Source organism: Terrimonas pollutisoli, from assembly GCF_029360765.1.
Lineage (GTDB): Bacteria > Bacteroidota > Bacteroidia > Chitinophagales > Chitinophagaceae > Terrimonas_B > Terrimonas_B pollutisoli.
Window position 1 is genome coordinate 68,346 of sequence record NZ_JARKNA010000022.1, and the last position, 20,616, is coordinate 88,961.

Sequence of the window (20,616 nt, forward strand, 5' to 3'; positions counted from 1 at the left end):
AACCACAGAGAATAAACAAAGAAGGCACGGGCACACAGAGAAACACTTCTTGGCCTCTGTGTAAATCTCTGTGAGCTTCGTGGTTAATAAAATAAGTGCGACTATTTGGGTAGGTTAAATTTTCTGAACACAATATCCTTCACGGTTGGCTCAAAAGGAATTTGAAATGATTGGAGAGCACCGTTCTTATCAAATTTGAATACGACATCTCCAACGCCATTCGGGAAAATGCCTTCTTCCCACCAATAGTGACTGGAAAAGCGATGTCCGCCTTTGGGGATCAATAACAGTTTCAGGTTATAATAAGTTAGCAAAAGCGCTTTTTTATACTGTTCGATCTTTATTTCTCCATAACCGGCGTTACCAAATAGCCCGGTATATTTTTCAATTGAAAAGAGCGGCCTGGTGCTGATGGTATCCACATTTACCAATCCAGGTTTTGGTGCGTTGCCTTCATACTTTTTTCGGGCCGCAATAAAAGCGGAATTTTTATCACGAACGGGAAGATTAAATACCAAATCCGCAACGAAACCCGGAACAAGACTTATCAGCGGGGAATTATTCTGGTTAGTAAGCACCACTATTCCCAAACTATCGTAAGGGAAAAAACTGATACTGGAAGAAAAGCCGTCTATATTTCCGTTATGATGGGCCTTGTAATGCCCCCGGTAGGAAGACAAAAACCAGCACAGTCCCATATTGGTAAAATGCTCATCGGGAAATTGATCATTTATTCCGCTATGAACCACAAAATGCGATTCCATCGATTTTTTTACAAAATCCCGGGTGAGTACCTGTTTGTTTTTATACGTTCCCCCGTTGATCCACATTTGTAACCAATGAGCCAGGTCAGCGGCAGTTGAATTAACCGAGCCTGCTCCGAGCAGATCATCCATCTGGTTCGTGCTTTTTAACTGGAAGGAATCGTTGAATTCATAGGTGAGTGCTGCATTGGTATAATTATTATTTCGTGAGGCGTAGTCGGTATACGTATTATTCATTTCCAGCGGCTGAAATATTTTTTTACCGGCAAGATCATTCCATGTTGTGTTATATAATTTACCGCTTAACACACTTAATGCGAAGAACATAAAATTGCTGTACTGAAATTGCGTCCGCAAAGGAGCAAATGGCTCCTGGTATTTTATTCTTTTTAAGTACACTTCTTTCGGGAAGTTGGTATTAAATGTCCATGCCCAATCGTGTCCTGCTGATCCTGTACTGTGACTGAGCATATCTTCAGCTGTTACCTGCGTGGTCAATTGATCAGTGTAAAGTTGAAATTCGGGGAAATATTGATGCACCGGTTTATTCAATTGAATTTTACCATCCTTTTCAGCAATTCCCATAAGAGCCGCCGTAAAAGTTTTGGAACAGGATGCTATCGGGAAAACCGTGTTTTCATTCACGGATAATTTATTCATATAATCCCGGTAGCCATATCCTTTTGCCAACAGCACGGAATCTTTCTTTACAATACTGATGGCAAGACCCATGAGATGCCAGTCGTTCATTGCTTTCGTGATAAAGCTGTCCAGTTTTTCTGTTTGAGATGGTGTTAATTGACAAAACGGTTGAGTGGAAATGACGATCATTCCTGTCAGTGAAAGAAGCAACCGGTTCATTGGTTTGGTTTAAAGGCGGGACAGAAGTTACGACAAATCGCCAATATAGACGCCGGCTTGCTATGGTGAATCGAACCTTATTCGCTAAGGGCTTCACCCGGTTAGCATATAGTTGCTTTAGATTTTTTCTTCTCTTTCTACCGCAATGGTGCATTCGCCAATTAAGGCGGCCAGTGCACCCACTGCCGCCAGCACGGGAGCTAATACCGCACCAACAACCCCTATCGTAAGTGGGAAGGACATGATCTCTTTATCGTTCTTATCGTGAATGGTAATTTTTCTCACATTGCCTTCCTCAATCAATTCTTTTATTTTCTTTAGTAACTGTTCGCCTTTTACGGTAAATGTTTCTTTAAATGTGGATGACATAGTTAACCGATTTTTTAATTGTTAAAGTTATGTTTTTACTATCGGTGAGGGCTGAGCCAAATCAGGAAGGCAGTAAAGTTTCATCAGCTTTTATTGCAGACGGCATGACAAAATACAGAAACCTAGACGTCTTCCTCTTTGAATGATAAAAGTAAATCCTGGATATTCGCCTTTACCTTCCTATACTGGATACCCGATCTCTCCAACATCAGCCTGGAAGCTTTTGCCGTGTCGGTGTCAGCATATTTATCGGAAAGATAAATCACTTCACTAATGCCTGATTGAATAATTGCCTTTGAACATTCATTGCAGGGGAAAAGAGCCGTATAAATTCTGCAGCCCTTTAAATCCATGCCGATATTGTTAAGGATGGCATTTAGTTCTGCATGACAGACATACGGATATTTGGTGTCCAAAAAATCACCCCGCTTGTCCCAGGGGAATTCATCGTCACTACAACCAATGGGCAGGCCATTGTATCCCGCTCCTACAATCTTATTTTTATCATTGACAATGCAGGCACCTACCTGGGTGCTGGGATCTTTGCTTCGCTTGGCTGAGAGAAGGGCCACACCCATAAAATACTCATCCCACGAAATATAATCTTGTCTTTTTTTCACAATGCTAATAGAAGTTTTATTCAATATTGTTTTGCAGTAATCAAATAACCACAGCAGTCAAAAGTATAAAATGAAGTACATTTAACGACGCCAATTTTTTGCATCTTAAATTTTTGCCATGAAAAGTTTAATCCTGCTTTTTGCAATATTCTCCCTTGTTTCCTGCGTGGCTCAATCCCCGGTTGATAACAAGCAAAGAGAAGTTGTATTTAAAGAAGTGAATGTTATCCCGATGGATAAGAACGAAGTATTGAAAAATCGTGATGTTGTTGTAAAGGATGGTGTGATAACTGCCATTAACCCGTCTGGCAAATCAAGCTACAGTAAGGATGCAGTAGTCGTGGACGCTAAAGGAAAATATTTATTACCCGGCCTCGCAGAAATGCATGCGCATGTGCCACCGGTTGATGACCTGGCACCCATGAAGGATGTGGTGATGCTGTTTGCACTGAAAGGAGTGACCACTATCAGGGGGATGCTGGGTCATCCGCGACACCTGGAATTAAGAGCCAAACTTCAGAGTGGCGAAATAATCGGGCCGCGATTTATTACGTCGGGTCCTTCCTTTAACGGCAACAGTGTGAAAACACCGGAAGCGGCCTCAGCGATGGTGAGAGAGCAAAAACAAGCGGGGTACGATTTTTTAAAATTGCATCCCGGTATTACCAAAGAAAACTTTGCTGCTATCGCTATCACAGCTAAAGAAGTGAATATTCCATTTGCTGGACATGTGTCATTTGATGTAGGCGTATGGCGTGCCATTGATGCAGGTTATGCTACCATCGACCATCTTGACGGCTTTGTGGAAAGCCTTGTACCGGGAATAGAAAACATGAAAGCAGAAGAAACCGGTTTGTTTGGACTTTTTATTGCTGACAAAGTTGATGAAGCCAGGATTCAAAAGCTTACTGACTCCTTACGCAATCATCATATTTGGGTGGTGCCGACACAGGCATTGGCAGAACGCTGGTTTCATCCCATCCGCGATGCCGATGCACTGGCTAAGGAAGAAGAAATGAAATACATGGATGCCGGCACGATAAAAAACTGGATTACGACAAAAAAGAATTTACTCAATAATCCTAATTACAATACTGCAACTGCAAACCGCCTGATCGACGTGAGAAGAAAATTGATAGCCGCCTGCAATAAAAACGGTGTTGGCTTATTACTTGGCTCTGATGCACCACAGGTTTTTGATGTGCCGGGATTTTCGGTACATCATGAGTTGCGTTACCTGGTTGACGCAGGTCTTACTCCATACGAAGCGCTGAAAACAGGAACGGTAAACGTCGGTAAATTTTTAGGCCGTGATAATATTGGGGTGATTAAAGTAGGAGCCGTGGCTGAGATGTTGCTGCTAAATAATAATCCGCTGGAGAATATTGACCATTCAAAAAATATTGAAGGGGTGATGATGGGAAATCTTTGGATGAACAAAGAATATATTAATGCAGAATTAAAAAAACTGGAGAAAAATAAATAATACTCTATTCAATCAATTTTTATGAAATGAGCCATGATCCGCCGCGGCGGATCACCAACCGGGATGATTATTTGGCGAACCTGTCTGCCGACAGGCAAGATTCCATATGGCCAAAAAACAATAACAAATAAACATATGAAAAAAATATCTCTTCTTTTGATTGGCTTTTTCCTATTGCAACAATTGTGCTGGTCACAGACACGTAAGGATGGCCGTGAGTTTTACCAGCTTACTATTTATCACTATACAAGGGACGACCAGGAAAAGAAACTAGATGCCTATCTTGAGAATGCCCTGGTGCCCGCCTTACACCGGATGAAGATCAAACATGTCGGCGTCTTTAAAGCGATCAGTAATGACACATCAGTTGCTAAGTCGTTGTATGTTTTATTGCCATTGCCCTCGCTTGATATGATCAGTAAGATTGAAACCGGCTTACAGGCTGATAAAGATTACCAGGCAAAAGGCAGTGAGTACATCAATGCAGTATACGCTGATCCCTTTTTTACAAGAATAGAAACGATTCTTGCTAAAGCATTTCCATTGGCGCCGCAATTGCAGGTGCCACAATTGAAAGCCGCAAAAAAAGACCGGGTTTATGAATTGAGAAGCTATGAGAGCCCATCGGAGAAAATATTTAAAAACAAAGTGCAGATGTTTAATGAAGGAGGTGAGATTGCTTTGTTCAAGAGGCTTGGCTTCAACGCTATTTTTTACAGTGAAGTAATAGCCGGAAGCAAAATGCCAAACCTCATGTATATGACAAGCTTTGAAAATAGGGCGGACAGGGATGCGCACTGGAAAAGTTTTTCAAACGATGCTGAATGGAAAAAAATTTCTGCGATGCCCGAGTACCAGCATAATGTATCCCATATCGACATTACATTTTTGCGGCCCGCTGAATACTCCGATCTGTAGCCTGAAGCAAAATTTTATTCAACGACATAAAGCCATGAAAGCAATAAAGTTTCACCGGGCTGGTGCTCACCTGCCTGTTACAAACTTGCAGCAAACGCTGACTTATTACCGCGATACACTCGGATTTTCCAATGAATGGACATGGGGCGATAAAGATGGCGGAATCAGCCGGGATGATATGCGTTTGCTTTTTGGAGAAGACCCGGCGCATACGGCAGCGATCAATAATGATAAAAACCGGTTGAGTCTGCTTTGGTTTGTTGATGATATTGATTCAATCTATACGGAATTCCGGGAGCGGGGGATTGCAATCGCCAGTGAACTTAAAACCTATCCTTACGATTTGCGTGAATTTGCTTTTATAGACATTAACGGTTATTATATCCGCGTGGCAGAGGGAATACAACAAGAGTGACAGTTGTTAATTATCAGCATCCCTGATTGCAGGGCGGCCGTCTTCTTTTCGTAAGCTGTATTTCATCTTAAACCTGGAAAGGTCCGGTTTGTAGGTTCTTGGTCGTTTCAGCTCATATTGATAAATAGTTTGTCCTGCTTTGTATAAAAAAGGCCAGCCGATAGTTTCATAGTCATATTTGTCATCGTTCAAAATGCCATCGCTATTGACATAGATAGTAAGAGCCAGCATAAATTCCACTTTGTTTTTGAAATCGGCTACATAAGATACATCGGTCAAGCAGCCGTAGGCCCAGCCAACTTTATTAAAGACCCGGACATACCCGGGCATGCTGTGTTGTGGCGAGCGGAAAAAGAATTTTACATAGCTGTCATAATACTGGTTGGTATCATACTTGGGAAAATTTGTTTCAGACGGATATTGAGATAAAAACCTGTATAGAAAATTCAGGTCATCGGTTGTGAGCCGGAATCTTTTTGATGCCGGGATCGAATTGGGAAATATGACTGATTGCAGCAGTTGTTGCATATCTTCCAACGGGAGATTATTAGCGGTAGTAAAATCGATCGGTTCATGGATTAAACTGTCCTGGGAATTATAATGAGCATTTCCCATCTTATAAACCTGGCTGAAGTCAAACGAGTCTTTATTTACTTCCATTGGCTGACTGTAAATGACTTTTGCATTTTTGTCAATAAACCGGATAGGGTTGGTATGCCTGTTTTCGTCCGCATTCATTCGCATAAAACGGCGGGTGATACGGATGCCAGGATAACCCATGCTATGCAATCTCCTGTTGATGCTTTGCTGCCCGATAAATTCGTACATCCGGTTATACGCATCATTATCGCTTATCAGGAAAGCCTTTTTGATATAGTGAGCTATTGACGGCAGGTTGTTTTCTGCAGTGCTGTCGGTATATGCTTTTGTTTGTCCCGACCAGCCGCTGTCAAATTGCATGGCGGTGAATTTGTTCACGCCGGGAATTTTGATATCATTCAGTTTTTCCAACGAAAGAAAAGCCAGTGGCATTTTAACTACTGATGCAGGGTTGAAATACCGGCCATCGTCTACATTGTAATAATAGTTTTTAAAAGACGGCGAATTGTTTTTGTCCCTGTCTATTTGCGTATAAATTATCTGGTAGCGATAGATTTCAGGACGGCTCAGTACTGCTTCCAGTAAACTGTCGGATTGCCCGGCTAGTATCTCTTTTAACAGCGCATCATTTTTTGCCTGGGCTGTTGCAGCATTGTGAAAAAGAAAAACAAGAGGAAACAAGAAAAGATATCGCATGATGAATGAGGTTCGGGATTAGAAAGAATAAATATAATTATTCTATTGTAGAACCGTTATGAGGTCTAATTCATATTTTGAGAGCAGGCAAAACCAGCAAACCTTAGTAGAATAAGATTCATAAACAGCCAACCTTATTACATTATTTTAATCTAAGCTACTCTCTGGATTATGCAAATTCATCCTTCTCTTTCGTCCAATAAGGTAATAAAGTTAAATCAGAAGGTAGTTTTTCCCACTAAGGTTTGCTCAATAGTGAATTGACTGCGTTTTTTTAAATCGCCACAACAATGGAGGGCTCACGGATCAGTATTTTTCAGCATCTCAAAATATGAATTAGCCATTATGGACAAAATTGTTTGCTTCGGTAACTTTATCATTTAGTTTAAAAATGAGAAGTTGCAAAAAGCCGCAGATCATATGTATTTTGTGGCCTTGGTTTGTCCGCCACCGCTGAACGAAAAAATTTTCCGGTATAAGACCTGGATGAGGGACCAGTTTGGTTGCGTAGTGGCAATGAAATCACCCGCCCACATTACGTTGGTTCCGCCGTTTTGGCTGGCAGACTCAGAGGAGGAGAAGTTGTTGGAGGTACTCCAATCTTTTGCCAGCACCATTGATGAACTAACTATCCGGCTAAACAGTTTCTCGCATTTTAAAAAAAGGGTTTTGTTTGTAGATGTGGAAGCTTCTCCCGAACTGGAGCAATTAAAGAAGGAAGCAGAAGATCATTTTGCAAAATTTTTTCCAGCCATTAAAAAAGATACAAGACCGTTTCATCCACACATTACAATAGCCAACCGGGACATGAAGCCGTCACATTTTGAAAAGGCTTGGGAGCATTTTAAACTGCTTAAATTGGGTGAAAATCTTACGACAAAAACTGTAACGCTTCTCAAACTTGTCAATGGTAAATGGTCAATCCAAGCAGAAAAAGATTGGATATTGGATAAATAAAAAAACCGGGTCGTTATCGACCCGGCTTAGTATGTGTAAGTCTTTTATTAAAAAATATAACGCAAACCTAACTGAATGCCCCAGGTACTGAATGTTGAAAAGTCAGTTCTGTATACACTAGCCGGACCGCCAGGGTTAAAGGTATATTTTGGGGTTGCTCTGTTGAAAGATTCGTTTCCTGTATTGTTACTTGATGTTCCTGAGGTTGGAAGACCCAATAATCCCTGGTCGCTAAAGCCACCAAAATTATAAGAATATCGTGTCCCCCAACTATTATCTAACAGGTTCAGGAAGTTCACAACATCAACAGTAAACTGGAATGTATGTTTCCTGTCCAACGCGTTGAAGGAAAAATCTTGTAAAACACGCAGGTTTAGATCGTGACTCCATGGCAGAGTAGCTCCATTTCTTTCCATTACTTGTCCTTTGTGCTTTCTCAGGTAAGGATCATTCTCAATAAAAGCAAAGAACGCATCTTTCTGTTCCTGAGCAGTATAAACTTTGCTGCCGACCTTAAAGCCTTCTACAAAAGTAATTTGAGATGGATCAGCAGGAATGTACATCAGGTCATTGGTTTGGCCATCACCATTAACATCACTGGCATACCGGAAATGATATCTTTCCTGTGAAGAAGCACTGTAATACAATCCAACTGTTGTTGCCAGTTTGTTCTTCAGGTAATTAAATTTGTATGAGAAATTAGCAACAATCCTGTGCGGAACTGAGAAGTTAGAAAAACTTAGCTCGGGTTTGTTGGAGTTTTCGGCGATATTATTGGTTGAGTAACTACTGGCTGCACGGTCGCTCGTTCCAATGTTAAGGTCTTGTGCAAAAGTATAGGTGTAAGCAATAAACCCTTCCCAGTTTTTGGAAAAAGCTTTTTGAAGTTGAGCTGTCAATGATGCACTAAAACCTTTGCTGACATTATCCATTACGATCATGGTACTGATATCGCTATTCAACCTGGTGTTAAAGTAAGGCCTGTTGTTGCCAGTGTTGTTCAATACGCCATTCTCCGCACCAAGATTTGCATTTCTAAAATATACATTGTTAATGGACTTCGTGAAAATACCCTCAAGGGTTGCAGTGTAATCGTTTCCAATCTTTTTATCAAAAGCGATATTGGTTCTCCAGACCTGTGGCATTTTGAAATCAGAAGCCGCAGCACTATAGCCTGGTCTTCCTGAAGGAATAGCTGTGCCAGGTTGTGGAATTGTTATTTTGCTTAGGTAGGCCGTCCTATCCGGATTGAATTTATAATCGGCCAAAGCAGCGGCATCAGAAACCTGGTAGATGGATCTCAGCACTCCATTGTCTGCTACCTGGTTAACAAGCCAGATAAAGGGGATGCGACCGGTGAAAATACCACTACCACCTCTTACAATTAGTTTCCGGTTGCCTTCCACGTCATAAGTAAATCCAACCCGGGGAGAGAATAGTAATTTTGACTTGGGCCATTTGCTTACATCAAAACTTTCATCTGTTCCATTTTCATCTTTGAAAATAATTTTTTCCAACGCTGGATTCCTTGGGGCATCATAAGTATACAAAGGTTTATCGACCCTTAATCCGTAAGTTAATTTAAACTTGCTATTGGCAGCCCATGCGTCCTGAAGATAAAATCCCAATTGTGCAAAATTTGCGGCTGCTGGCGGAATATTACCCGGATCTTTTGAATCATAACTATAAGTCAGGGCAAAAAAACTGGGAGCTTCATTGTTTAAAAAGCTTTGCAGTGATGAAAAACGATAGTAACTCGGTCCGCCAAAATCTGAAAAGAAATTTTCGAATTTCAAATAATCATAGCTGGCGCCGGCAGTAACAGTGTGCTTACCCAGGTTAAATGTGGCATTGTTAGCGATGTTAAAAGCCTGATCGTCTATTTTGTTTTCATAAGAGAAAAGGTCAGTGCCAAAAGAAGTATACACACTGGTGCCATTCATAATATCCACAAAAGGAAACACGCTATTCGGAACCCGGATAGGCTGAGTACGTGTATACGAACCAATTAATTGATTGGAGAATTTAGAGGTGAAAGTTGAGTTCAATTCAGCGACTGCTGACTTTACTTTTGTATTATTCTTAAAGTTTGAACTTGCAAAGTTCAATCCACCTGTTGAGCTGCCGCCCCTTCTGCTATTGCTGAAACGTGGATTAGGTCCGCTATTGGTATTTACTCTATCATCGTCGTCCGTTTCTGATTGATTGTATCGCAAAGTAAGACGATGACGATCATTAATGTTCCAGTCAAGACGGGCTACGAATTTCAAATTTTCAGTAGCGAAATCATAACCTTCATAAGCACCGGGATCAAATTTGTAAGTACTTTTCAAATAGGCGGCCAGGTTATCAAGATCACTTGCCAGAGCTGAAGTTGCGTTAGGGTCTGTATCTGTAGGGCTTTTTTTAGCAACAGATGTTTGACCGGGTAGTGTTCTTTTCTCCATTTCTATATTACCAAAGAAGAAAAGCTTGTTTTTTATAATGGGACCGCCAACACTGGCACCAAAAACTTTTGTTGATCTTTTGGCGTTGGCTACTTTCACGTCTCTTACCTTGTCACCGTTGAAGTCCTGGTTTCTGTAAAAACCATATACGGTTCCCGCTAATGTGTTGGTACCTCTTCTGGTGACGGCGTTAATTCCCGCACCGACAAATCCGGCTTGTCTTACATCATAAGGTGCAATATTTACCTGTATTTGATCAAGGGCATCAATCGAAATTGCTGACGCACCTCCGCCGGGAATTTGTCCATCACCTGAGCGGCCAAAGTTATTATTGAATAAAGCGCCATCAATGGTGATATTGTTATATCGATAATTAGCACCGGCAAAGCTATTCCCATTTGCTTGTGGGGTATTCCTGGTCAAACCGTCAATGCTACGGGCTATATTGGGTGAATTTTGGATTTGTCTTCTCGAAAAGTTAGTAGATGCTCCGGTTTTTTCAGATCCTCCTTTTCTGGCGGTGATCACTAATTCACTCAATTGTTGACCTGATCCGGCCAAAGCGGCCTGCAGATCATACGTTTCCCCCAGGGGAATATAAATATCCGACCTGCTAAATTCGGCATAACCAACATAACTTACTTTGATAATATATGGGCCGCCAGGAGCAACATTCTGAATGTCAAATCGGCCGCCGGAACGACTTACCGTTCGGTAAACGGTACCTGTCGGTTCATGAGTTGCTGTCACCGTTGCCCCGGTCAGCGCATCTCCGTTGTCAGCTTTAGCAAAACCACTGATATTACTGGTAGTAACCTGAGCCATGATGGCCGAGGTGGCTATTAGTGAAATAATAGCCACGAATAAGATTCTCTTAAGCATGATTGTTTGTTTGTTTTCTAGTTTACAAAGAAAGGGAATAATAACATTCGGTCGTTAGGCAAATATTAACAAATTGCTGCCCCCTTGTTGTTTAATCCCATGACTAGTAAGAGTTTGATTTTGCCCAAGGTGCTGCTTTTGGCGAGATGTATTGTTGTTACCTTTGCGTAAACTTTCAAGCATGTTTCACACAATAGAGGAAGCGATTAAGGATATAAGGGAAGGAAAAATAGTCATTGCGGTGGATGACGAGGATCGTGAAAACGAGGGCGATTTTATTGCCGCCGCAGCCACCATAACTCCTGAAATAGTGAATTTTATGACCAAGAACGGACGGGGGTTGATTTGTGTGCCCCTGCCGGAAGAACGTTGCGACGAACTGGGCCTCGAACTGATGGTTAGCAATAATACTGCACTTCATGAGACGGCATTTACCGTGTCAGTGGATTTGCTTGGTCATGATTGTACAACCGGTATTTCTGCACATGACCGGTCAAAGACAATCAAAGCGTTGATTGATCCTTTTTTAAACCCGGCTGAATTAGGCAGGCCCGGTCATATTTTCCCATTAAGGGCAAAAAAGGGTGGGGTGTTGAGAAGAGCAGGACATACCGAAGCAACGATCGACCTGGTGAGATTGGCCGGCTTTCCCGCTCCTTATGGCGGCGTGCTGGTGGAAATCATGAATGATGATGGCAGCATGGCCCGTTTGCCGGAATTACGGGAAGTGGCCAAAAAGTTTGATTTTAAGATCATCTCAATAAAAGACCTGATAGAATACCGTATCAAAAGAGATTCGCTGATCGAGGAAGTCGTAAGAGTGGATATGCCAACCAAATATGGCGACTTTAAGTTGGTGGCTTTTAAAGAAAAGAATTCATCGAATGAGCATATGGCATTATTGAAAGGCGAATGGGAAAAAGACGAGCCCGTTATGGTCAGAATGCACTCTTCGTGCTTTACGGGGGATATCCTGGGATCACTTCGTTGCGATTGTGGTGAACAATTGCATAAAGCCATGCAATTGGTGGAAAAAGAAGGCAAAGGTGCTATTATATATATGAACCAGGAGGGACGGGGTATAGGATTGATGAATAAGCTAAAAGCTTATCGTTTACAAGAAAATGGTATGGACACCGTGGAAGCCAATCTTCACCTTGGTTTTCAAATGGACCAGCGGGACTACGGTGTCGGCGCACAGATATTAAGATCATTAGGCATCAGTAAACTCCGTTTGATCAGTAATAACCCAAGGAAAAGAGTGGGGCTGATAGGTTATGGATTGGAAATTGTAGAAAATATCCCCATTGTGATCAAACACAATCAGCACAACAAAAAATACCTGCAGACTAAAAAAGATAAATTGGGGCATGAGTTGCATGAAGGAGAGCAGTAGATTCAGATTTTGTGTTACCGCATTGCGGAATTCCTTTGCTGTATTATTGATGATGATGGAGTGCAACCAGAAGATTGATCGCTGATGATTTCATGATTCGAAAAAGTAATATACCCTCATCGGTTTCTTACGCCCAGTTTTCCATGCAATTTGAGCTAAATGGATTTGACTGGATGAAAAAGAACCTGAATAAAAAGGTTCACAATTATTTCATTCGGTCTGCCTCCTGGATAGATACAACTTACGATACGAATTCATCAATACGTTACCAGCAAACTCTTTTCGATATCTGTGAAATATATACCAGGCAATTTCGAAAAGCGCTAAAAGAAAATAAAAGAAAAATTAAAGCCGGGAACGATTTTGTAAATGACCTGAATGCAAAAGCTATGTCCGATTTTGCCGGCCGCCGGTTGCAATATGATCATGAAACAATGGGTGGAGCGGATGTCGAAAAACAAAAGGAATGGGAGAAAAGAATCCAGGATGAATTGTCTGCCTTAAAGGATTATGCAGTTGAATAATTATTTTGGTTGCTTGTCCTTAGCCGTATCCGCGGTATTCTCTTCTTCCGGCTTAACGGCTTCAACGGTTGGCTTCTGTCTTAATAATTCTTCTCTCTTTCTTCTGCTCCTGAAAAATTCACGAAGCGACTCAAATTCCTTGCGGTAAGAAATGCTTGCACCGGAACGTTTGGTTCTGGCGGCGCCAGTGGTGCTCGTAGTAAGGTAATCCAGGTTTTGACGGTAAAAAAAGCTGGCTCGAATGGTTCCGCTCTGGTTAATGAGCCATTCCGCCGTTACATCCGGTAAAAACTGCACGTTTTGCTGTATGGTTGATTGCAGCGGCACGTCCAATGTACTTCCCAGTGTTACCACAAAGCGGTCTTTAAACATGGAGATTGGTACATTCACATTAAAATTACTCTGGTTGATATTGAAGTTGTTGCTGCTTTGCTGGTCAAGCAGGTTTCGGTTATAAACAGAGCCGCTGAAATTGATGCTGATATTATCCGTTTTCAAAATTTTTGATAACTCGCTGTTGAGCTTTTTATTGATCTCGTTAAAAAACAAACCAGAGATACTTGAAATGGTGTTATAAGTAAGCTCATTAATAGTAGAACCAAAGCCGACATTGGTGGGCCCCGATTCAGGTGGTGCAAAACTATTAAATACGATCAGGTAAGTAACCTGGCGATTAAGATCATTGGTATTATTTTGCATTAACTCAATACTCTTGGCTACTGTAAAATCATTTTTCACTTTGCTATTCGATGGGAAGTCGAGACTAAATTTAAAATCCGGCTTAAACAGATCGCCGGATAAGTAAGCGACCACATACACATTATCTCTCAACCGGCTATAGGCCGGGTCAAAGTTCAGCGCATTAACAAGAGGAGAGAAGCTTACATTTTCGGCGGTATATACTGCTTCAAATTTTATCTTGGCGGCGTAGGGGTCACCCGTCCAGGATATATAGTTCTCTGTTCCTTTTCTTATTTCAAAAGGTTTTTTGAAAAATGACTGGAATGTAAACAGGTAGTTACCTTCTTCGATATCAAAGCGGCCACGCATGGTTAGTTTTTCGGCAGTGCCCGAATGAATATTTAATGAGCCGGTACCTCTTCCTTTTATCTCATCACCGGTCAAATCATCTAATACTACCCGCACGGTCACCATGGGATTAGCTGTTACGTCAACATCATAGGTGATATTTGAACCTCCGCTAGCCAGGCTCATGTCTGTCATTTCACGTCCATACTTTCTTTCTACCAAAAAATCAGCGATCCCTGATTCCCGGCTCTTTGAAGAAGGAATAGTAACCGTGCTGCTGTCAGTAGCTGAAGCTATCCCATCAATTTTCATGTACAGGTCAGATTGGTAACCTGATAATGAAAAAGACCCCGTTCCTTTTACCCGGCCATAAAATTGCTTGTTATCATTGTAGCCTGTATTAAGTAATAAAACAGGTTTGTTGAACGCCGGCCCTCTTGTATTGGGCTTCAGTGTTGAGGCCGTAAGTTCAAAGAACATTTTTTTAAAAGCATCATGTTGAATATTTCCGACGAGGTAGATCGGGTTGCCCGTCGCCGGATCAGTTAAAACAATACCATCCAAATTGATCTCACCCTTTTTCAATTCGATATCTGTATCGTTTATTTTATAAAAACATTGCGTGAAGTTTACTTTGAGGCCGGCATCTTTTAATCTTCCCTTGCCCGTCACATCTAGATGATTGAATGGCCCGCGTAAATCAAAGTCGCCGGTGACATAACCCTGGATATCGGAAAACAAATTGCCTAAGAATCGCTCAAGAATGTTTAGCTGAAAATTATTTGCCTTAAGTGCAATCAGGTTATTTTTTTGCGCTTCAGCATTTGCCAAAAACAAATTAATATCAAAGGCAAGACTGTTTGGATTGTCCACCGTAGTACCTTTTGCTTTTAACTGTTTTGTTTTATTATCATATACCAGGTTAGCTTTTACATTACCGAGCGAATCATTGTCGAGCCGGATGCCCTCGCCGGTAAGATTGTCTGCTGTGATAAATGGATTGTTGATTGGATCCTCAATTAAAATATCTCCGGACAAAAGTCCTTCCAGCCTGTTCTGTGGCAACAAGAATGGAGCAAAATCCCCTGCGTTTACCTTCTTCAACTCTATGACAAGATCATTCCAGTCGCCAATTTCAGATGGTCTTGTTCTCATCCTCACTTCCTGGTTACTTTCTCTTAGTACCAGTTGCCCACTGGCCGGAATATTTCTTCGAAATTCCAATTCGCCATTTTCTTCAATCGTCCATGTCTTTCCGTTGACAATAAAAGAGGAGGGGTCAAATTCTATTTTTACCCCGTTATTATAGGTAAGGACCTGTGCGTTCAGATCAGCCTGGTTAATGGCCTGGTTGGCGCCCGTATGAATTTGCACTTTGGAAATATCGTTGTGCGCATTGATATGAAATAAAGCAACAGGAATATTTAAGCTATCACTTACATTGATATTGGAGGCGCTGCCATCCAATACCAGGCTGTCACGATTCCCGATTGCTTCGAGATCTACGTTATTGAAAATATATTTTCCGTATTGGAATTGCGGAACATTGGCTGTAAGGTTTAGCCGGCTGTTTCTTGTATCCAGACTACCAAAAATATGACTGTTATTAAACCCAGCAAGACTGCTGTCGAGCAGCTTAATATAGCTATCCACATTTAAAGTGGTAATATCAAATTTCAGTGATTGATTTTCTGGTTGCGTCCGCGGGGGTTTAATGTAAGCCGGGTAATATTTATTCAGAAATAGTTTGAAAGCATCCGGCAGATCACGAATAGTAAAATCACCCGTAACGGATGCTTCAAATTCGTTTGAGCTGGCTCTTAATGTTTTTACATTGTTTGCGTACTCAGAAGTAAATATCAAAGAATCGAACGGCAGCGGATTGCCATTTCGGGTAAGGGATGCTTCTGAAATAACCGCTGAGCCGAGAAAATTATCGATTGTAGAGCCCGAGAAGTTTAAGTTGAATTTTCCCCCAAAGCTTATATCATCCCTGGTCAGGTTGAGCTTTTTTAAATTCGCTTTTTGTACATCCGCAAAGAAGTTAAACAAGGGTATCGGGCTGTTAAAATCGATCTCCCCATTCAATGTCAATTCTGCTTCTTCATCATCGATTGATGCATCACCTTCAAATCGTTTTTTATCCAACTCACCATTCAGCGTTATATTATCGTAACGGTAACCTTTATAGTCGGCAAACAAAATTTTTCCATCAATGGTCGCCATCCGGTTTTTCTCACTGAATCCTTTTCCCTTCAGCGATCCATTTAAAGCGACAGCACCAATATTGGGGTCCCCAATAAAATCACCCAATTTAAAATAGTCGGTAGAAATCGTACCGGAATAAATGGGTTGTTTACCCACAGGTAACTTCATGTTGAGGTCACTTTTTACAATCCCGAGGTTGGTTTGTAGCGTACCATAGGTAACGAAATCGCGGATGAAACCGGTGAAGCTTCCATTAAAACGAAGGAACTGCAACCGGCGAAGATTCGGAATTGTTACACGCCGCATTTCCGGCACAAATGAAGCCGCATCTTCATAGGTGGTGCGAAAATCGTTGGCCTTAAAATCAATAAAGGTTTGATCGATGTCGGGAAGCCCAGTCATGCTGATATCGCCATTCAGCAATGTGTTGTTGCCAGCCTGTATTACAAGGTTTTTTCCCACGATGTCATCCACTGTTCCCCGCACAGCGCCTTTTAGCTGGATATTCTTTTTCCATACACTCATCTCAGGAGCGAAGAAGGCGATATCATCGCTGTCGATCTCGGAGTCATTGAAGTTAGCCTGCATTTTTACTTCATGAATGAAGTCGTTCATGCTGCTGATATCTGTATAGCTCATCCGGAAGTAGTCCCGGATAATGCTGTTATTCGTTTTGATCTCCAGGTTGCTGAAGGCCATTTCCTGCGGCGTTAATTTTACATCCGCATTCATGTTTTTTACTTCGAATCCGCTGCGCTCTTTTGTTTGCAGTACCAGGTGAGTGGTTACCGTATCTTTTTCCCAAAGCGTATTAGCAAAGCTTCCATTTATTTTTGCAAATTCAATATGCCTGCCATCAAAAGTTGAAACGGTTGGGGTGTAGCTGTAAGCATTGTTTTTAAATGTACCATTTTCAATTTCCAGTTTGGCGATTTTTACAACCCAGCCACCTTCGTTCCAGTTCAATGCTGAGTCGAGCGGGGACGGCGTGACAGCTATAATCTCTTTATTAGGTGCAGGTTTTAATTTCTGATAATTGAAAAGGCTTACATAGGGATCAATCATCTTCAACGAACCAAGGTCAATGGTCTTTCTATTAAAATTGATATTGCGGGTATCGATATTTAATGAAGAAACGGCAATGGTCATATCCTGTCCGAGCCAGGCATCACGTTTGAGAAAAGAAATGTTTTTAAGATCCACCTTCTCCAGGCTAAGTTGTGTGCCACCCTCTGTTTTTTTTCCGGAAGAAGGGGAAGAAAAATAATCGACCAAAAACTGGTGGTTCCAGGTGGCATCATCCCTTTGCATCTTTATCACTGCATTCTCCAGGCCGATATATTTCAGTACGATATTTTTTTTGAAAAAAAACCAGTCTGTGATTCTTACTTTTACTTCACCTGCAGACAGAATGGTGTCTTTTTTCTGATCCTCGATCAGCACTCCCTGCAAATGCATTTTGTTGAAGAGGGAAAAGTCGACATGCTTTATTTCGATGCGGGTATGAAGGTCTTTTGAGAGGCGTTGGGTCACCTGATGTATGAGCCAATTTTGACCCCAGGGCGATTGAATAAATAACCAAAGTGCTATAAAAAGAAACAGCAGTGAAGCTATAAACCAAAGTAATATTTTCTTGAATCTCTTCAGGTGCCGGGATTTAATTTGTAAAAATAGGCATTACTGTTTACGCAACTTCAATGCCAATGAGTTATATATTCGTTATTATCCTTTCACCATGCGTGGATAACCCAATGGTTTAATCGGTAATTTGCTTAAAAATCGCAAGATGAAGAAACTGTTCGTACTTTTTTCACTTTTCTTTTTTGAAAAAGCAATTGCGCAAACAACTTCGCCGGCAAAAGGCAAATTTGTTCTCGTGATACATGGCGGCGCCGGCACGATTCTAAAAAGCCAGATGACACCCGAAAAAGAAAAAGCCTATACAGATGCCTTACACGAGGCGCTGGAAAAAGGTTCGGCTATTTTAAGCAAAGGCGGCTCTGCGCTGGATGCTGTAGAGGCAAGTGTGCGGGTGCTGGAGGATAATCCGCTATTCAATGCTGGTAAGGGTGCGGTTTTTACGAATGAAGGAAAGAACGAGTTGGACGCTGCGATCATGAATGGGAAAACACTGGAAGCCGGTTCTGTAGCCGGGGTAACTACGATAAAAAACCCTATCAGTGCTGCCAGGGCCGTAATGGAAAAAAGCCCTCATGTAATGATGGTGGGTAAAGGTGCGGAGCAGTTTGCGAAACAGCAGGGATTGGAGATTGTTGACCCGTCCTATTTCTATACGGAAAGCCGGTGGAAAAGCTTGCAAAAAGCTAAACAGGAAGATTCATTACAAAAAACAAATAAGGATACGATTAAACAGACTCATGCTTTTAGTGAATTTTTCTACTCTCCGCCATATGGCGGATTGGTGGGTAAATATGGCACTGTTGGGGCTGTAGCATTGGATCAATATGGAAATTTGGCTGCAGCCACCAGCACCGGAGGAATGACCAATAAAAAATTCGGCCGGGTAGGTGATGCGCCGATTATTGGTGCCGGAACCTATGCTAATAATAAGACAGTAGCGATAAGTGGTACCGGTTGGGGTGAATATTTCATCCGCTTGGTAATGGCCAAAAGCATTAGTGATATGATGGAGTTTGGTAAAATAAAATTGAAAGCAGCGGCCGATGAAATGATCATGAAACGCCTGCCGGCTCTCGGCGGCGATGGCGGTTTGATCGCTGTCGATAAAGATGGAAATATTGCCATGCCCTTTTGTACGGAAGGAATGTACAGGGGATATCTGAAACAGGGAGGGAAGAAAGTAGTGGAAATATATAAAAAATAGCAGGAGCCTTTCATTTATTGCCACTATTGCCATGCCCTTCAGCTATTGCCACGCCCTTCAACAAAGAGCGGGGCAAAGTCATTACGACTTTGCGAGGTGGAGACATTATTTTAGAGGGTGCTTTTTCAGTAAGGTTATTTTAATGATCATCAGTGATACAACAGGTACTTTTTCCGCATGTTTTTATATTTTACTAAACCCGGTTCCCACGATTCCCGGATTTCTTTTGCCGATTTTCCTTCCATGATTTGCTTTTTGAAATCATAGGTGCCCGCCAGTCTGTCAATACTCCCCATCTGGTTACTATACGACCGGTCGAAAAATTTTTCTTTTTCAGGATAACTCTTATAGAGATCAATCATCCATTGGATATTGATGCGTTTTGTTTTTCTTAATTGTTCCACATCATAATTTCGAAGGTCGATGCCATAACAGGTTTCATTCATGTGCAGCGGCGTTTCACTCATGCCTGATATGCTCACAGGCGTGAAAGAGAAATCATAGATTCCTTTCAGTTTAGGGCTGCCAAAAATCGTGAAAGGAAAATAAGTGCCTCGTCCATGATTCAAAATAGTTCCTTCAAATAAGCAGGTGGATGGGTACAGCATTATACTTTGTTGTGTGTTAAGATTAGGAGAGGGTTTGACCGGAAGGGTATAAGGCATGTCGTGGTTGTAATTGGCCACTTTGACAATTTTCAATTTGCATTTTAATCTACCGGGAATCCAGCCCTCGCCATTGATCATTTGTGCAAACTCAGCGATCGTCATTCCATGTGCAATCGGAATGGGAAACTGGCCGATGCCCGATTTTAGTTCCATGTTTAAAATGGGCCCATCTACTAAATAGCCATTGGGATTTGGTCTGTCAAGAATGAGCAGGTCTTTATTATTTTCAGCGCAGGACTCCATTACATCACGCAGCACATTGATATAGGTATAAAACCTGCAACCGACATCCTGGATGTCAAATAGCATGATGTCCACGTCGGCCAGGTCTTCCCGGGAAGGCTTGCGTTTAGCGCCGTATAGAGAAATTATTTTTAATCCGGTTGCAGCATCTTTTTCATCTCTCACTTCATCGCCGTTACTGGCATTCCCTCTAAAGCCATGTTCCGGGCCAAATACTTTTACCACTTTTATTCCTGCTGCTATAAGACTGTCTACGAGATGGCGTTTACCAATGATAGTAGTCGGATTGGCGAGTATTGCCACTCTCTTGCCTTTGAGATAGCCAAAATATTTCTCCGTCTGTTCAGCACCGGTAATAATTGTCGACTTCGTTCCTTTAGCTATTGGGACTGTGTTTTGAGCAAGTCCACTAAGGGTTATTATTACCATTGCAAGAAAAGTCAAATTTGTTTTCATGAGACTGGCGAGATTTTTAAAAACTAAATATAGCAAATAGAAAAGGGAATAAACCCAGTCATCTACTATTGTTAGATTAATTGAAACTATGATTTTTTACCTTGTAGGGCATCTCTAAAAACCTAAGGTACGATGCAATGTTTTACAAAGAATTATTGTCCTGGACTAAAACTTTTTCGATGTCAAAATCAAGAGGATTATTCGATGAGCAAATTCGATTGGAGAAATTGAG

General features: G+C 41.6%; 14 protein-coding genes. 7 read left to right on the forward strand and 7 right to left on the reverse strand.

Going from position 1 to position 20,616, the window contains the following annotated elements; translation table 11 throughout:
• Positions 1-101: 101 nt before the first annotated feature.
• The 3 genes from P2W73_RS23555 to P2W73_RS23565 all read right to left on the reverse strand — a co-directional run bounded on the left by P2W73_RS23555 (position 102) and on the right by P2W73_RS23565 (position 2,614).
• Entirely contained in the window at positions 102-1,625 is a 1,524-nt protein-coding gene (locus P2W73_RS23555; protein ID WP_276504556.1) for a serine hydrolase, read from the reverse strand.
• A gap of 117 nt (positions 1,626-1,742) precedes the next feature.
• Positions 1,743-1,994, reverse strand: coding sequence for a DUF4342 domain-containing protein (locus P2W73_RS23560; protein ID WP_276504557.1), 252 nt, complete (start codon positions 1,992-1,994; stop codon positions 1,743-1,745).
• A 122-nt stretch (positions 1,995-2,116) separates the two neighbouring features.
• On the reverse strand, positions 2,117-2,614 hold the full coding sequence (locus P2W73_RS23565) for a deoxycytidylate deaminase (RefSeq protein ID WP_276504558.1): 498 nt from the start codon (positions 2,612-2,614) through the stop codon (positions 2,117-2,119).
• 118 nt (positions 2,615-2,732) lie between these two features.
• Between P2W73_RS23565 and P2W73_RS23570 the strand changes: the two genes are divergently transcribed.
• The 3 genes from P2W73_RS23570 (at position 2,733) to P2W73_RS23580 (ending at position 5,433) form a co-directional block, all read left to right on the forward strand.
• Positions 2,733-4,100 carry an amidohydrolase family protein gene (locus tag P2W73_RS23570; RefSeq protein ID WP_276504559.1) on the forward strand — a complete coding sequence of 456 codons (1,368 nt, stop codon included), beginning with the start codon at positions 2,733-2,735 and terminating at the stop codon, positions 4,098-4,100.
• Between the two features lie 135 nt (positions 4,101-4,235).
• On the forward strand, positions 4,236-5,018 hold the full coding sequence (locus tag P2W73_RS23575; RefSeq protein WP_276504560.1) for an NIPSNAP family protein: 783 nt from the start codon (positions 4,236-4,238) through the stop codon (positions 5,016-5,018).
• Between the two features lie 34 nt (positions 5,019-5,052).
• Positions 5,053-5,433 (forward strand): VOC family protein, encoded by a 381-nt coding sequence (locus tag P2W73_RS23580; protein ID WP_276504561.1) that lies wholly within the window; start codon positions 5,053-5,055, stop codon positions 5,431-5,433.
• 6 nt (positions 5,434-5,439) lie between these two features.
• On the opposite strand, the gene P2W73_RS23585 is transcribed toward P2W73_RS23580, so the two are convergent.
• Positions 5,440-6,729 (reverse strand): serine hydrolase, encoded by a 1,290-nt coding sequence (locus P2W73_RS23585; RefSeq protein WP_276504562.1) that lies wholly within the window; start codon positions 6,727-6,729, stop codon positions 5,440-5,442.
• A 399-nt stretch (positions 6,730-7,128) separates the two neighbouring features.
• Here P2W73_RS23585 and P2W73_RS23590 point away from each other — a divergent pair, with 399 nt between their 5' ends.
• Positions 7,129-7,686: a 2'-5' RNA ligase family protein gene (locus P2W73_RS23590; protein WP_276504563.1), complete on the forward strand. Its 558-nt coding sequence runs from the start codon at positions 7,129-7,131 to the stop codon at positions 7,684-7,686.
• Positions 7,687-7,733: 47 nt separating this feature from the next.
• On the opposite strand, the gene P2W73_RS23595 is transcribed toward P2W73_RS23590, so the two are convergent.
• Complete coding sequence (locus P2W73_RS23595) at positions 7,734-11,015, reverse strand: TonB-dependent receptor (RefSeq protein ID WP_276504564.1); 3,282 nt, start codon at positions 11,013-11,015, stop codon at positions 7,734-7,736.
• Positions 11,016-11,196: 181 nt separating this feature from the next.
• On the opposite strand from P2W73_RS23595, the gene P2W73_RS23600 reads away from it, so the two are divergent.
• Positions 11,197-12,411 carry a bifunctional 3,4-dihydroxy-2-butanone-4-phosphate synthase/GTP cyclohydrolase II gene (locus P2W73_RS23600; RefSeq protein ID WP_276504565.1) on the forward strand — a complete coding sequence of 405 codons (1,215 nt, stop codon included), beginning with the start codon at positions 11,197-11,199 and terminating at the stop codon, positions 12,409-12,411.
• A 143-nt stretch (positions 12,412-12,554) separates the two neighbouring features.
• A complete protein-coding gene (locus P2W73_RS23605; protein WP_276504566.1) occupies positions 12,555-12,935 on the forward strand; it encodes a hypothetical protein in 381 nt (126 codons plus the stop codon).
• Here the strand turns inward: P2W73_RS23605 and P2W73_RS23610 are convergent, their stop codons facing one another.
• A complete protein-coding gene (locus P2W73_RS23610; RefSeq protein ID WP_276504567.1) occupies positions 12,936-17,705 on the reverse strand; it encodes a translocation/assembly module TamB domain-containing protein in 4,770 nt (1,589 codons plus the stop codon).
• 253 nt (positions 17,706-17,958) lie between these two features.
• Between P2W73_RS23610 and P2W73_RS23615 the strand changes: the two genes are divergently transcribed.
• Positions 17,959-19,017 (forward strand): isoaspartyl peptidase/L-asparaginase family protein, encoded by a 1,059-nt coding sequence (locus P2W73_RS23615; RefSeq protein ID WP_276504568.1) that lies wholly within the window; start codon positions 17,959-17,961, stop codon positions 19,015-19,017.
• A gap of 149 nt (positions 19,018-19,166) precedes the next feature.
• Here the strand turns inward: P2W73_RS23615 and P2W73_RS23620 are convergent, their stop codons facing one another.
• Positions 19,167-20,384 carry an exo-beta-N-acetylmuramidase NamZ family protein gene (locus tag P2W73_RS23620; protein WP_276504569.1) on the reverse strand — a complete coding sequence of 406 codons (1,218 nt, stop codon included), beginning with the start codon at positions 20,382-20,384 and terminating at the stop codon, positions 19,167-19,169.
• Between the last annotated feature and the right edge of the window lie 232 nt (positions 20,385-20,616).